Source organism: Amycolatopsis sp. lyj-23, from assembly GCF_046549135.1.
Taxonomy (GTDB): domain Bacteria; phylum Actinomycetota; class Actinomycetes; order Mycobacteriales; family Pseudonocardiaceae; genus Amycolatopsis.
Window position 1 is genome coordinate 250,721 of record NZ_JAJPWN010000008.1, and the last position, 14,322, is coordinate 265,042.

Sequence of the window (14,322 nt, forward strand, 5' to 3'; positions counted from 1 at the left end):
AGGTGACCGGCGTGAGCGACCTGCGCGTCCTCGTCGTGGACGACCATCCCCTGTTCCGGATCGGCGTGAGCACGCTGCTCGCCGCCGAACCCGGGATCGAGGTCGTCGGCGAGGCCACCGGTGGAGCCGAGGCGGTCACCTCCGCCGCCGCCCTGCGGCCGGACGTCGTGGTGATGGACCTGCACCTGCCCGACCTGTCCGGGATCCAGGCGGCCCGGCGCATCGTGGCCGCGAACCCGGGCACCGGCGTGCTGATGCTGACGATGGCCGACGAAAGCGAGTCGGTCTTCGCGGCGATGCGCGCCGGGGCCCGCGGTTACCTGCTCAAGGACGCCGAGCCGGACGAAATCATCCGCGCGGTCCAGGCGGTCGCCCGGCGGGAAGCCATCTTCGGCCCGGACATCGCCAACCGCGTGCTCGCCTTCTTCAACCAGCCGCCGGCCACCGACCCGGTGTTCCCGGAGCTGACCGGGCGCGAACGCGAAGTGCTCGCGCTGATCGCGGCCGGGCACAGCAACAGCGTCATCGCCAGCACGCTGTGCCTGAGCCCCAAGACCGTGCGCAACCACATCTCCAACGTCTTCGCCAAGCTGCACGTGGCCGACCGCGCCGAGGCCATCGTGCGGGCGCGGGACGCCGGGCTCGGCGGCTCCTGATCGGGCGGCCGCCCGGGCAACATCGGGACGCCGGTCCCATGCGCCCGGGACACGCGGGCGGGCAGGCTGGACGGCCTGCACCGTTCGAGGGGAATGGGGAACGATGTTCGAAACCGACCGGGTCCCGGTGGTGGTCCGCGCCACCGATCCGATCCTGCACAACGGCGTCTGCACGACGCTGTGTTCGCGCGACGACGTCCGGGTGGTCGACGACGGGACGGCGCTGGTGGCGCTGCTGGTCGCCGACCGGCTCGACGAAACGATGACGCAGCTGCTGGCCGAGCTGCACCACCAGGGCTTCACCCGCATCGTGCTGGTCGCGGGCGAAGTCGACGACAACGAGATCCTCGACGCGGTCGAGCACGGCGTCTGCGCGGTCGCCCGCCGCGCCGACGCGGGCCCGGACGTCCTCGTCCGCCTGATCAAGGCCGCCGCGGCCGGGGAGGGCGCGCTGCCGCCGGACCTGCTCGGCCGGTTGCTGAACCGGGTTTCGCGCCTGCAGCGCCAGGTGCTCCAGCCGCGCGGCCTGCGCCTGGGCGGTATGAGCGACCGCGAAACGGAGGTCCTCCGGCTCGTCGCGGCGGGGTGTTCGACGCAGGAGATCGCCGACGAGCTGTGCTATTCGCAGCGCACGGTGAAGAGCATCCTCCACGACGTGACGAACCGGTTCCAGCTGCGGAACCGGTCGCACGCGGTGGCTTACGCCTTGCGGGAAGGCCTGATCTGAGCGACCGGGCGCGTCCCGCCTACCGCGGGACGCGCTCGGCGGGCCACCGCACCTCCGGCACATCGCTCGGCCGCGGCACCTTCAGGAACAGGCTGAACACCGCCGGACGCCGGTTCGACAGCTCCAGGCGGCCACCGTCCGCCTCGACCAGGGCCCGGGCCAGTGCCAGGCCGACGCCCGTCGAGCCGCCGCCGGAAAAGCCGCGCTCGAAGATGTGCGGGGCCAGCTCGTCCGGCACGCCCGGGCCCGTGTCGCTCACCTCGATCACCACCGTGCCTTCGGCGTCGCCACGGCGGGCGATCAGCGTCACCGTGCCCGAGCCGTGGCGCAACGCGTTGTCCAGCAGCACGCCGATGACTTCGCGGAGCCGGCCCGGGGTGGCCCGCGCCATCAGGCCGTCGGCCACGCGCGTGCGCAGGTTGCGGCCCTCCGAGCGGAGCAGCTCGCGCCACTCCCCCGCCATCTCCGGCAGCTGGGTCGGCAGGTCCACCGGTTCCGCGCCGACCTCGCGCGCCGCGCGGGCCGCCGCCAGCAGCTCGTCGAGTGCTTCGGCGAGCCTGTCGGCCTGCTCCTGCGCCGCCTTCGACTCGTCGGCGACCTCTTCGTCCGGGTGCACCGTCAGCGGTTCCAGCCGCAGCTGCAACGCCGTCAAGCGGCTGCGCAGCTGGTGCGAGACGTCCCCGACGAGCTGGCGCTCCCGCTGCACCAGCTGGGCCAGCGCGGTGCCGGACGCGTCCAGCGCTTCGGCGACCATGTCGAGCTCGCCGACGCCGTAGCGGCTCGGGTCCGGGCGGAAGTCGCCGCCGCCGAGGCGGGCGGCGCGTTCGGCCACGTGCCGCAGCGGCTTCGCGAGCCGCCGGGCCGTCGCGATCGCCACCACCGCGCCGGTGGCCACCGACAGCAGCACCAGCAGCACGACGACCAGCGTCACCGTCGTCTGCCGCTCGTGCATCGGGCCGGCCGGGACGGCGATCTCCACCTTGCCGTCGCGGGCGAGGTCGGCCGTCTCCGTCACGGTGTCGGTGCCGGGGCTGCTGCCGTAGCGCTTCTCGGTCTGGCCGCTGGTCCGGACGGTCAGCAGCCCGTTCGCCGGGACGGCCGCGCGCACCTGGTCGAGGTCGATTTCCTGGCCGTTGGCGATCTCGGTGTCCAGGATCGCCGCCGCCGCGCGGGCGTTCTCCGCGAGCGTCTCGCGGTAGCTCGACTCGATCTGCCAGCTGGCCACGATGCCCAGCGGGATGCCCAGCACCACCGCGCTGACCGCGACGGCGAGCAGGATGGCCAGCAGGATGCGGCGGCGCACGGGCTTATTCGGCGTTGAAGCGGAAGCCGACGCCGCGGACGGTCGCGATCCGCCGTTCGCCGTCGTGGGTCTTGCTGGTCCGCCCCGCGGCCTCGTCGGCGGCGATGGCGAGCTTCCGGCGCAGCCACGACATGTGCATGTCCAGCGTCTTCGACGTCTTCGACTCGAGGTCGTTCCAGACCTCGGCGAGGATTTCGTCGCGGCTGACCACCTGCCCGGCGCGGCTCATCAGCACGCGCAGCAGTTCGAACTCCTTGTTCGCCAGCTGGACCTCGTGGTTGTCCACGGTGACCAGCCGGGCGCCGAGGTCCATCCGCACCCCGCCGGCCTCCAGGACCTCCGGCACCCGGCGGCGCAGCAGCGCGCGGATCCGGGCGAGCAGCTCGGCGAGCCGGAACGGCTTGGCGACGTAGTCGTCGGCACCCGCGTCCAGGCCGACGACGAAGTCGACCTCGTCGGTGCGGGCGGTGAGCATCAGGACGGGCAGCTCGGTGCCGCCCGCGCGCAGCCGCCGGCACACCTCCAGGCCGTCCATCCCGGGCAGGCCGAGGTCGAGCACGAGCAGGTCGACGCGCTGGGCGGCGGTGGCGTCGAGCACCGAAGGACCGTCGGTCACGACGTGGATCTCGTATCCCTCGCGTTCGAGGGCGCGGGAGAGCGGTTCGGCGATGGCCGGATCGTCTTCGGCAAGTAGGACCATGCTCACCTGGCCAACTCTACGGCGCACGGGCGTGAAAACATCGTGACCGTGCCTGGCTACGAAGATGATCTGGCTCTCGCCACCCGGCTGGCCGACGCCGCCGACGCGATCACGACGGCGCGGTTCCGCGCCCTGGACCTGGCGGTGGAGCGCAAGCCCGACCGCACCCCGGTGACCGACGCCGACACCGCGGTCGAAGACGCGATCCGCGCGCTGCTGGCGGCCGAACGCCCCGAGGAGGCCGTGCTGGGCGAGGAACGCGGCGGATCGGCCGCGACCGGCCGCGCGTGGGTGCTCGACCCGATCGACGGCACCAAGAACTTCCTTCGAGGTGTACCCGTTTGGGCGACCTTGATCGCACTGGTGGTGGACGGCGACCCGGTCGTCGGCATGATCAGCGCACCACTGCTGGGCCGCCGCTGGTGGGCCGCCACCGGTTCGGGGGCTTTTTCGAGTGATTCCGCGGGCACCCGGCAGCTGTCGGTTTCCAAGGTTTCGTCCCTTTCGGACGCCTATCTGTCCACAACGGACTTGAACTCGTGGACGAAGTACCACTCGCGCGAGAAGTACCTCGGCCTCGTCGACGCGTGCTGGGAGACTCGCGCGTTCGGCGACTTCTGGCACCACGTGCTGGTGGCCGAGGGTGCCATCGACGTCGCCGCGGAGTGCATCGTCAACCCGTGGGACGTCGCCGCGGCGCAGGTGATCGTCACCGAGGCCGGCGGCCGGTTCAGCGACCTCGGCGGCGTCGCGCGGTACGACAACGGCAGCGCGCTGTCGACGAACGGACGGCTGCACGACGAGGCGCTGGCGATCCTCGAGAGGTAACCGGGTAGGCCGCTCGGCGGGCACTTCTTGACCGGCTTGAACCGCCGGTGGTTCACTCCGGGTGCTCGCCGGGTCACCCGGTTGGTTGACAACGTTGTCAACCACGGGCGGCCCGCTCACCCCGGGAGGAAGAGCATGCGCAGAGTCGTCACCGCGGCTTTGATCGTCCCCCTCGTCACGGCGGTCGCACCCGCGGCCGCGGACACCCAGCACCGCGACCTCGCCGCGTACGTCAACCCGTTCGCCGGCGCCAAGGCCGGCGACACACCCGAGACCAACACCTACGCCGGCGACACGTTCCCCGGCGCCGACGTCCCGTTCGGCATGGTGCAGTGGAGCCCCGACACGCCGCTGCAGCCGAAGCCGCCCGCCGGCCAGGGCCGCTACTACGCCCGAGACCGCGACGGCGGCTACGCCTGGGAGGAAAACCGGCTCCGCGGGTTCAGCCTCACCCACTTCAACGGTGCCGGGTGCGGCGGTGCGGCCGGTGACGTCCCGTTCCTGCCGTTCGCCGGGAACATCACCACTTCGCCCGCCGTCGACGCGACGAAGTACTTCCCCACCTTCAGCCACGCGAACGAATCGGCGTCACCCGGCTACTACAAGGTGACGACCGACTCGGGCGTCACCACCGAGCTGACCACGACCCAGCGCTCCGGCCTCGGCCGCTTCACGTTCCCGAAGAACACGCCCGCCACGCTGCTGATCGACGTCGCCCAGTCCGCCATGGGCAGCGATGACGCCTCGGTCACCGTCGACCCGGCGCGGCGGACCGTCGAGGGCTGGGTGTCGAGCGGGCACTTCTGCCGGGGCCCCAACACCTACAAGGTCTACTTCACCGCCACCTTCGACCAGCCGTTCCGCACGTCCGGGACCTGGCAGGACGCCACCGTGACACCGGGCGGCACCGGCGCGCGCGGCGGCAACCTGAGCAAGACGACGTGGGACAAGCAGGTCGTCACCGCCGAGGGCGGCTCCGGCGCCTACCTGACCTTCGACCCGGCGACGCCGGTGCAGGTGCGCGTCGGTCTGTCCTATGTAGACGCCGCGGGAGCCCGGTTGAACCTCGCCGCCGAGCAGCACGGCGCGTCCTTCGACGCCGTCAAGGCCGACGCGCGCCGGACCTGGAACGACCGGCTGCGGCAGATCACCGTCGAAGGCGGCACGGACGCGGCCACGAAGACCTTCTACACCGCGCTCTACCACACGCTCCTGCAGCCGAACGTCTTCTCCGATGTGGACGGCCGCTACCCCGGCTTCGACAAGGCGATCCACCGCGCGAAGCCGGGACACGCGCAGTACGCGAACTTCTCCGGCTGGGACACCTACCGCGACGAGGTCCAGTTGCTGTCCCTGCTCGCCCCGCACGAAGCCGCCGACATGGCGCAGTCGATGCTCAACCAGGCCGACCAAGCGGGCGGCATCTGGGACCGCTGGTCGCAGAACAACGACTTCATGGGCGTGATGGGCGGCGACCCGTACCACTCGATCATCGCCAGCACCTACGCCTTCGGCGCCACGGACTTCGACGCGTCCCACGCGCTGAAGTCCATGGTCAACGGCGCCACCCGCGTCCAGCAGGCGGGTGAACGCGCGCTCGAACGGCCGGGCCTGTCGGACTACCTGGCGCTGGGCTACCACCCCAACAACGTCTCGGACATGCTCGAGGAGACGACGGCGGACTTCGGCATCGCCCAGCTCGCCCAGCGGCTCGGTTCCGCCGATACGTACCACCGGTTCATGGCACGGGCCCAGTACTGGGAGAACGTGTACAACCCCGCGACCGGCTACCTGCAGACCCGGATGCGCGACGGCCAGTTCCTCTCGCCGTTCGACCCCGCGCAGTACCAGGAAATGCGGTACCAGGAAGGCAATGCGGCCCAGTACACGTGGATGGTGCCGTACAACGTCCGCGGGCTCTTCGACGCGATGGGCGGCGACGACGCCGTGAAGAAGCGGCTCGACTTCTTCTTCACGAAGCTGAACAGCGACGCCAGTTCCCCGTACGCGTTCATGTCGAACGAACCGTCGTTCGAGGTGCCGTGGGAGTACGCCTACGCGGGTGCGCCGTCGAAGACGCAGGACATCGTGCGGCGCTCGGCCGAGCTGTTGTTCAAGCCCGGCGAGGACGGCCTGCCCGGCAACGACGACCTCGGCGCGACCTCGGCGTGGTACGTCTTCGCCGCGCTCGGCATGTACCCGGAGGCGCCCGGACGCGCGGAACTGGTGCTGGCCAGCCCGATGTTCCCGAAGATCACGCTCACCCGGGCGACCGGGCAGCGGATCACGATCACCGCGCCCGGCGCGTCGAGCTCGGTGAAGTACGTGCAGTCCCTGCGTGTGAACGGGCAGCCGAGCACGAAACCGTGGCTGCCGGAGTCGTTCGCGGTGAACGGCGGGCGGCTGGACTTCACGCTCGGCGCGTCACCGACGTCGTGGGGCTCCGCGAAGGCCGACGCGCCGCCGTCGTTCCGCGACGGTGAAGTCCCGGTGCGCGGCCGCGTCGGCCCGGGCCGGGTCGTCGTCGCGCCCGGCTCCGCGACCACGGCCACGGTCATCGCGGAAGGCATCACCGGCGCCGGCACGGTGTCGTGGCAGGCGAAGCCGCCGGCCGGGATCACCGTGACGCCGTCGAGCGGCACGCTCACGGTGGGCGCCCACGGGACGGCGTCGCAGCAGGTCCGGGTGAGCGCCGCGGCCGGGACGGCTGACGCCTACACGAGCGTGCCGGTGACCTTCGGCGGGCAGCCGGTGCCCGCTTACCTGCCGGTGACCGTCGGGCAGCCCGGGACGCTGCACGCGGCGAACACGAACGTCGGCGTCACGGACGACAAGCTCGTCCAGTACGGCGACTTCGGCGAGACCGACCTCTACCCGGGCGGGTTCGTGTTCTCCTACTCCGCGCAGGGCTTCGCGGCCCACGGCATCACGCCGGGCGCGACGGTGCCGCTGAACGGGCAGCAGTTCCGCTGGCCGTCGAGCCCGACGGGGTCGCCGGACAACGTGATCGCGGCGGGGCAAACGCTTGCGGTGGACGTGGCCAAGGGCGCGACCAAGCTGTCGTTCCTCGGCGCGGCGACCGGCGCGGACGCCCAGGGCACGGTGACCGTCACCTACACCGACGGCTCGACCCAGCAGGCGTCCCTGGGCCTGTCGGAGTGGCTGCTCAAGGGCGGTGACGAGACACCGCAGTTCGGGAACACGGTCGTCGCATCGGTGCCGTACGTGAACTCGGCGTTCCCGCGGTACATGTTCCGGCTCCAGCGGCCGTACACGTCGTACCTGTTCGCGACGGCGCCGATCGCCCTCGACCCGGCCAAGCAGGTTCGCAGCATCACCCTGCCGACGTCCACGGGCACCGGCCAGGCGCACATCTTCACCTACGCGGGGAGCTGACCGGCCCGCCCGGGTCGTGCGTCCGTCACGACCCGGGCAGCAGGCCGACGGCGCCGCGGGCGACCTGCGCCCAGGCCAGCCGGCCGAAGAGGTAGTGGCACGCCACCTGTTCGCTGGTGAACCGCGCCCAGTCGTAGCGGTTGCCCTGCTCGCGCCAGAACACCTCCCACGCCTCGTCCTCGCCCTGCATCAGGCACCAGGCGTTGTCCACCTCGGCGCCGAGCGAGACGACCTCCGGCGGCACGCCCAGCACGCCGAGCCACCGCTGGATCGACTGGGTGTTCATCAGTCCTCTTCCCCCTTGGCCTCGGCGAGGTAGCCGAGGGTCACGAGTTCGTCGGCCGCCAGCAGGGCACGGTACCGGGTGCCGCCGCCGACCTGGCCGAACCAGTTCGCGGTCTCCGAGCGCCACATCGGCACCTTGCGCACCACGACGTACCGGCGGTACTCGGCGTCCAGTGTCGCGGGTGGCAGGGAGCGTTCGGCGAACGGCGTGCCGTCCTCGTACAGCACGCGCCCGTACGCCGGGCCGAAGCGGTCGAGCACGGTGTCGGCCGGGACCATCACCGGCTCGGGCCAGTCCACGCTGCTCTCGGGGAACTGCTCGCCCGGCGGCCAGGCGTACTCGGGGCCGAGTTCGCTGTGCCCGACGACGAACCGGCGGATCCACACCGCCTGCGTCGCCCGCGCGTACGGGACGTACCCCGCGGTCAGGTGCCGCGGCACCGGCCGCGACGGGGCGGTCGGCGACCGGCGGAACCCGGCGGTGACGTTGGTGAGGGCCTGGTCGTCGAAGATCAGCCGGGCGTCCGGGTGGTCGTTCGGCGGGAAGCCGTCCGGGTCGTCGGGCAGCGGCAGCTGACGCGCCGGCTTGTCCATCGCCACCGGCAGGTGCCCGATCGGGAACATGTGCACCAGGAACAGGGCGACGATGCTTTCCCGTTCCGTGCGGGGCGAGCCCAGCGGGGGCAGCGGCGCGGGTGAACCCGGGTTCGGCGGCGGTCCCGCCACCGGCGGCGGCCCGGCTATCGGCGGCGGAGGCGGCGGCAGCGGGGGCGGCGTCGGCGGGGCGGGCGGGGCCGGGGGCAGCGGGAACGGCGGCAGCAGCGGCGACACCGCGTGCGGCCACGCCGCGGGGTTGCCCGAGCGTGGGGTGGGTGCCTCTTCGAAGGCGCCCGGATCCGCCAGGCCGTACCCGGGCAGCTGCACCGGCCCGGTGTCGAGGTCGGCCTCGACCGGTTCGGAGCCCGCCTCGGAAGGCTCGGTCACACCCATCCTCCGGCTCGGTCGGTGCCCGCGGGCACACGATGTTCGACGCGGCCGCGGCGCTGCCGGTCCCCCTTGATACCGCACCCCTTGCCCGGGGGCGCGACGAGGTCTGTTCTTCCGGCGGCTCCGGGTGGCGGAGCCCCGGATGTCTCAGCTCAGTGCGGCAACCACGCGGGACGGGCTCGGGCGGCCGAGCTGTCCCGCCATCCACGCGCTGGCCGCCACCAGCGCGTCCAGGTCGACGCCGTGGGCGACGCCGAGCCCGTCGAGCATCCACACCAGGTCTTCGGTCGCCAGGTTGCCGGTGGCCGACTCGGCGTAGGGGCAGCCGCCGAGCCCGCCCGCCGACGAGTCCACAGTCGACACTCCACATCGGAGCGCCGCGAGGGTGTTGGCGAGCGCCTGCCCGTAGGTGTCGTGGAAGTGCACGGCCAGCGCACCGACGTCGCCGAAGAGCCCGATCAGGTTTTCGACCTGGCCGGCGGTCGCGACGCCGATGGTGTCGCCCAGCGAAAGCTGCGTGCACCCCATGTCCAGGAGGCGGCGGCCGGCCGCGGCGACCTGCTTCGCCGGCACGACGCCTTCCCACGGGTCGCCGAAGCACATCGACAGGTACCCGCGGACGTCCAGGCCCGCTTCCCGCGCCCGCGTGACGACCGGCTCGAACATGGCGAACTGCTCGTCGAGCGTGGAGTTGAGGTTCTTGCGCGCGAACGTCTCGGTCGCGCTGGCGAAGATCGCGATGTGCTCGACGCCGGCTTCGAGGGCCCGGTTCAGGCCCTTCTCGTTCGGCACCAGCACCGGGTACCGGACGCCTTCGCGGCGGTCGAGGCGGGCCAGCAGCTGTTCGGCGTCGGCCAGCTGCGGCACCCACTTCGGGTGGACGAAGCTGGTCGCTTCCAGCGTGGTGAGCCCGGCGCCGGCGAGCCGGTCGAGGAACTCCAGCTTGACCTCGACCGGGACGATCGCCTTTTCGTTCTGCAGCCCGTCGCGCGGGCCGACCTCCCAGATCGTGATCCGCTCCGGCAGCTCACCCGCCGACGGGACCCGCTCGGGCAGCCCGAGTTCACGCGTGCCCATCAGCGGTGTCTCTCGCCACGCGGCGGGCGGCCGCCCTGGGGCGGCAGCGGCGTAGTCTGCTGGGCGCCCGGCCGGTAGTCGTCGTAGGGGTTGTCGTTGACCTCGCGGTAGATCACCGTGTGCACCTTCTCGACGTGCGGGATGTCCTCGAACCGCAGGGGCTCGTCGGAGGCCGATTCGATGATGAGCGTGCCGCAGCCGAAGACCCGGTCCAGCAGGCCGTGCTCGAACTGGACGCTGTTGATCCGGCCCATCGGGATGTCGATGCCGGTGCGCTTGAGGACGCCCTCGCGGGCGATCAGGCGGTCGGTCGTGACGATGAAGTGGGTGGTCCGCCAGCGCACGAGCGGCGCCAGGAACAGCCACACGACCAGCACGAGCGCGACGACGCCGATGGCGATCAGCCCGACCGAGTTCCACGGCGACGACGCGTCCTTGGCCAGTACCGCGAGCCAGGTGCCCGCGCCCAGGGTGACCAGCAGCGCGAGCGTCGGGAAGATCAGCATCTTGAAGTGCGGGTGACTGTGCACCACGACGTGCTCTTGCTCGCTGAGCAAATCGTCCGGATAAGCCACGGCGGACGCTCCCAAGGTCGGTGCGGCGGTGTCGTCCCACCGTACCGGCGAGAGGGCCGGCCGGTGCGGGCAACGCCCTGATGGATCAGGCCGGGCGGACGTGCACCACGTCACCCGCGAACACGGTGTGCCGCTGCCCGCCCGGGACGTCGACCTGCAGCTGGCCGGCGGCGTCGATGTCGGCCGCGCGGCCGGTCAGCGACGTCCCGTCCGGCAGCTGGACCTCGACGTCCTGGCCGAGGGTGGCGCAGTGGGTCCGGTAGTCGCCGAGCAGCCCGGCCTCGGTGAGGTCGCCGCCGGCCAGCCGCCAGCGCTGTTCCAGGTCGGCGAAGCCGGTGAGCAGCGCGATGGCGACGTCGGTGCGGTCGGTGTTCGTGGCGCCCCGCTCGGCCAGCGACGTCGCGGGCAGGCCGCCGGGGCCCGGCTGGACGTCGCCGAGCGGCAGGACGTTGAGCCCGATGCCGAGCACGACCGACGGGTCGGGGCCGGCGACGGCTTCGGCGAGGATGCCGGCCACCTTGGCGCCGCCGACGAGGACGTCGTTGGGCCACTTGAGCACGGCGTCCACCCCGACGGACGCGGCGGCCGCCCGGACGGCGAGCCCGGCGACGACGGACAGTGAGCCGAGCACCGCGAAGGGGACACCCGGCCGGAGGGCGACGCTCAGGTACAGCCCGGCACCCTTCGGCGAGCTCCACGAACGTGCCCGCCGGCCGACGCCCGCGGTCTGCTCCTCGGCGAGCAGGACGGTCCGGTCCACGGCGCCTTCTTCGAGCGCTTTCCGCAGGTCGGCGTTGGTGGAGCCGGTGCGCTCGACGACGTCGACCCGCGGATAACGATCTTGGAGCGCCGCAGTCAGCCGGCCGGCGTCGATCTCAGGCATGTGCCCACAATATGGGAGTCCCCCTAACGTGCAAGCTACTCGCTCGTTCACTAACAGGTGCGCTCTTCTAAGTTGGAACCTGTGACGACGAAGCAGACTTCCTGGGCCCGCGGCGCGGCGCTGCGCGGCCTGGTCGCGCTGCCGCTCGTCGCCGGGCTCGTCACGGCGGGGTGGCTGCTGGCCGACCGTTCGCCGGAACCCCCGGCCGCCCCGGCCGCGCTGCCGGTGGTGCGTGACGCGGCGCCCGGCCCGTCGGTCCTCGAAGTGAGCGCACCGGTGAAGGCGCAGGAGCCGGGCCAGGGCGCGTCCGGCCAGGGCGGCAAGAGCCCGTTGCGGCAGTGGGCCGACCAGCTGGCCGGGCCCCTCGACATCCCCGCGGACGCGCTGATCGGCTACGCGAACGGCGAACTGGCGCTGCGCAGCGAAGACCCGTCGTGCCACCTCTCGTGGGTGACGCTCGCGGGCGTCGGCTCGGCGGCGTCGAACCACGGCCGCGGCGGCGGCAACCTGCTGGGGCTGACGGCGGCCCAGACCAAGAAGTACGGCACCGACGCACCGGTCGCGGCCGGGCGCGCCCTGTGCGCGGGCGGCACCGACCTGGGCGCGGGCCCGGGCTGGTGGAAGGCGATCGCGGCGTACCACCCGGGCAGCGACACGGAGCTGTTCCGCCAGCGCGTCCTGGGCATGGCCCAGCTGTACGCGACCCTGTCGCTGGACCCGGCGTCGGCGGACTCCCCGCGGGTCCGCGCCACCCGCTTCGCGCTCGGCCAGCTGGGTCTCCCGTACGTCTGGGGCGGCAACGGCCCGGACGCGGGCGCGGCGGGCTTCGACTGCTCGGGCCTGACGAAGGCGTCGTACGACAGCGCGGGCGTGTCACTGCCGCGGACGGCGGACAGCCAGTTCCGCGCGCTGCCGCCGGTCCCGGCCACGCAGGAGCCGCGCCTGGGTGACCTGGTGTTCTACGGCAACCCGGCGACCTTCATCCACCACGTCGGCCTGTACCTGGGCAACGGCCTGATGATCAACGCGCCGACCGAGGGCCAGGCGATCCAGATCCACACGTACCACTCGAAGGGCGACGACTACGCGGGCGCGGGCCGGCCGGCCTGAGGCACCAGCCCGGACTCGTAGGCGAACACCACGAGCTGGGCCCGGTCACGCGCGTGCAGCTTCACCATCGCCCGGTTGACGTGCGTCTTCGCGGTCAGCGGGCTGATCACCATCCGGGCCGCGACCTCGTCGTTGGACAACCCGCGGGCCACCAGCGCGACCGCCTCCCGCTCGCGGTTGGTCAGCTCGGCCAGCCGCGTCCCGGGCACCGGCGGCTGCGACACGTACCGGTCGATCAGCTTGCGGGTGATCGACGGCGCCAGCAGCGCGTCGCCGCGGGCCGCGACGCGCACGGCGTGCAGGAAGTCCTCCGGCCGGATGTCCTTGACGAGGAACCCCGCGGCGCCGGCGCGCAGGGCTTCGAAGACGTACTCGTCGAAGCCGTAGTTGGTCAGGATGACGACGTGCACGGCGGACAGGGCCGGGTCCGCGGCGATGCGGCGGGTCGCCTCGAGGCCGTCGACGCCCGGCATGCGGACGTCGAGGAGCACGACGTCCGGCAGGTGGGCCAAGGCGAGCGTCACGGCTTCGCCGCCGTCGGCCGCCTCGGCGACCACCTCGACGTCGGCCTCGGCGTCGAGGAGCGCGCGGAACCCGCTGCGGATGAGCGGCTGGTCGTCGGCCAGCAGGACGCGGATCATGCCGGGTCGTCCACGGGGAGCTCGGCCCGGACGCTGAACCCGCCTTCGCGGCGCGGCCCGGCGTGGAGCCGGCCGCCGAGGGCCGTGACGCGCTCGCGCATCCCGGTCAGGCCCACGCCCGGCGCACTATCCACAGTGGTCTCGCCGTCGTCGTCCACGCGCACGACGAGCGTGCCCGGCCGGTGGTCGATCCGGACCGACGCACTGGCCGCGGCGGCGTGCCGGACGACGTTGGTCAGCGACTCCTGGACGATCCGGTAGGCCGTCCGGCCGACCGCCGCGGGCACGTCGTCACAGCGTCCTTCGATCGTCAGCCGCGCGTCGAGACCGCCGGAGCGGGCGCGGTCGACCAGGCCGGGGACGTCCTCGAGCCCGTGCGGCGGGTTCTTGTCGTCGTCGCGCAAGGCCTCCAGCGTCGCGCGCAGTTCCCGGGCCGCGTCGCGGCCGGCGTCGCGGATCGCCAGGAGGGCCTCCGGCACGTCTTCGCCCCGCTTGCGGGCCAGGTGGACGGCGACTTCGGCCTGCACCTTGATGACGGAGATCTGGTGAGTGAGCGAGTCGTGCAGCTCCCGCGCGATGTGCAGCCGCTCCTCGTCCGCGCGCCGGCGCGCGGTTTCCTCGCGGGTGCGTTCGGCTTCGTCGGCGCGGCGCTCGGCCTGGCGCAACGCCTCTCCCGCCGCTCCGGCGGCGATCAGCCAGGCGAGCTGGAGGACGTCCCGGGCCTGCGTGAACGCCGCGCCGGCGCCCGGCACGCCGGAAGCCAGGAGCGCGAGCGGGATCCCGGCCAGCATGAGCACCGAAGCGACGATCGCGGCGACCCGGTGTCCCGCCCGAACGGCGGCGTACACGGCGAAGAGGTAAGCGACAACGGGCACTTCGAAGCCGGCGGCCTGGTACGCCAGCGCGCAGACGGCGGTCGCGGCCAGCACGGCGACCGGCGCCCGGCGCCGCGCGGCCAGCACCAGCCCGCCGGCCGCGAGCGCCGCGTACCCCAGCACGTCGAGGCCCGCGCTCCGGTGGGCGCCGGACAGCCCGGCGACCACCAGCGCCGCCGCGACCCCGGCGGCGATCACCCCGTCGACGACCTGCGCGCGGCTCACCCACGCACCCTAACCGGGTCCGCGCGCGGAGAACTCCCGCGAGAAGCGCATTTC

14 protein-coding genes are annotated in these 14,322 nt (G+C 72.7%); 5 read left to right on the forward strand and 9 right to left on the reverse strand.

The window, feature by feature from the left end; genetic code table 11:
- The first annotated feature begins 11 nt into the window (after positions 1-11).
- Together ACLJPY_RS21580 and ACLJPY_RS21585 are read left to right on the forward strand one after the other, a co-directional pair.
- A complete protein-coding gene (locus ACLJPY_RS21580; RefSeq protein ID WP_410590923.1) occupies positions 12-656 on the forward strand; it encodes a response regulator in 645 nt (214 codons plus the stop codon).
- A 103-nt stretch (positions 657-759) separates the two neighbouring features.
- The gene (locus ACLJPY_RS21585; RefSeq protein ID WP_410590925.1) at positions 760-1,383 is read left to right on the forward strand and encodes a LuxR C-terminal-related transcriptional regulator; all 624 of its coding nucleotides are present in this window, start codon (positions 760-762) and stop codon (positions 1,381-1,383) included.
- A 19-nt stretch (positions 1,384-1,402) separates the two neighbouring features.
- Here the strand turns inward: ACLJPY_RS21585 and ACLJPY_RS21590 are convergent, their stop codons facing one another.
- Together ACLJPY_RS21590 and ACLJPY_RS21595 are read right to left on the reverse strand one after the other, a co-directional pair.
- Positions 1,403-2,686, reverse strand: coding sequence for an ATP-binding protein (locus ACLJPY_RS21590; RefSeq protein ID WP_410590927.1), 1,284 nt, complete (start codon positions 2,684-2,686; stop codon positions 1,403-1,405).
- A gap of 4 nt (positions 2,687-2,690) precedes the next feature.
- Positions 2,691-3,386 carry a response regulator transcription factor gene (locus tag ACLJPY_RS21595; protein WP_003105231.1) on the reverse strand — a complete coding sequence of 232 codons (696 nt, stop codon included), beginning with the start codon at positions 3,384-3,386 and terminating at the stop codon, positions 2,691-2,693.
- Positions 3,387-3,428: 42 nt separating this feature from the next.
- Between ACLJPY_RS21595 and hisN the strand changes: the two genes are divergently transcribed.
- Positions 3,429-4,214 (forward strand): histidinol-phosphatase, encoded by a 786-nt coding sequence (hisN, locus tag ACLJPY_RS21600; RefSeq protein WP_410590930.1) that lies wholly within the window; start codon positions 3,429-3,431, stop codon positions 4,212-4,214.
- A gap of 135 nt (positions 4,215-4,349) precedes the next feature.
- A complete protein-coding gene (locus tag ACLJPY_RS21605) occupies positions 4,350-7,610 on the forward strand; it encodes a GH92 family glycosyl hydrolase (RefSeq protein WP_410590932.1) in 3,261 nt (1,086 codons plus the stop codon).
- 25 nt (positions 7,611-7,635) lie between these two features.
- On the opposite strand, the gene ACLJPY_RS21610 is transcribed toward ACLJPY_RS21605, so the two are convergent.
- The 5 genes from ACLJPY_RS21610 to ACLJPY_RS21630 form a co-directional block, all read right to left on the reverse strand.
- Positions 7,636-7,896 carry a hypothetical protein gene (locus ACLJPY_RS21610; protein ID WP_003105220.1) on the reverse strand — a complete coding sequence of 87 codons (261 nt, stop codon included), beginning with the start codon at positions 7,894-7,896 and terminating at the stop codon, positions 7,636-7,638.
- A complete protein-coding gene (locus tag ACLJPY_RS21615; protein ID WP_410590934.1) occupies positions 7,896-8,879 on the reverse strand; it encodes a TNT domain-containing protein in 984 nt (327 codons plus the stop codon). The genes ACLJPY_RS21610 and ACLJPY_RS21615 overlap by 1 nt, the downstream gene beginning before the upstream one ends.
- A 150-nt stretch (positions 8,880-9,029) precedes the next feature.
- Entirely contained in the window at positions 9,030-9,959 is a 930-nt protein-coding gene (locus tag ACLJPY_RS21620) for a hydroxymethylglutaryl-CoA lyase (RefSeq protein ID WP_410590935.1), read from the reverse strand.
- The gene (locus tag ACLJPY_RS21625) at positions 9,959-10,534 is read right to left on the reverse strand and encodes a PH domain-containing protein (RefSeq protein ID WP_410590937.1); all 576 of its coding nucleotides are present in this window, start codon (positions 10,532-10,534) and stop codon (positions 9,959-9,961) included. The genes ACLJPY_RS21620 and ACLJPY_RS21625 overlap by 1 nt, the downstream gene beginning before the upstream one ends.
- Before the next feature lie 85 nt (positions 10,535-10,619).
- Positions 10,620-11,417, reverse strand: a complete 798-nt coding sequence (locus ACLJPY_RS21630; protein WP_410590939.1) for a biotin--[acetyl-CoA-carboxylase] ligase — start codon at positions 11,415-11,417, stop codon at positions 10,620-10,622.
- 81 nt (positions 11,418-11,498) lie between these two features.
- On the opposite strand from ACLJPY_RS21630, the gene ACLJPY_RS21635 reads away from it, so the two are divergent.
- Positions 11,499-12,527: a C40 family peptidase gene (locus ACLJPY_RS21635; RefSeq protein WP_410590941.1), complete on the forward strand. Its 1,029-nt coding sequence runs from the start codon at positions 11,499-11,501 to the stop codon at positions 12,525-12,527.
- Here ACLJPY_RS21635 and ACLJPY_RS21640 read toward each other — a convergent pair.
- Together ACLJPY_RS21640 and ACLJPY_RS21645 are read right to left on the reverse strand one after the other, a co-directional pair.
- Entirely contained in the window at positions 12,500-13,168 is a 669-nt protein-coding gene (locus ACLJPY_RS21640; RefSeq protein WP_410590943.1) for a response regulator, read from the reverse strand. The two genes, ACLJPY_RS21635 and ACLJPY_RS21640, sit on opposite strands and share 28 nt — an antisense overlap.
- Positions 13,165-14,268 (reverse strand): sensor histidine kinase, encoded by a 1,104-nt coding sequence (locus tag ACLJPY_RS21645; RefSeq protein WP_410590945.1) that lies wholly within the window; start codon positions 14,266-14,268, stop codon positions 13,165-13,167. The genes ACLJPY_RS21640 and ACLJPY_RS21645 overlap by 4 nt, the downstream gene beginning before the upstream one ends.
- Positions 14,269-14,322: the final 54 nt, after the last annotated feature.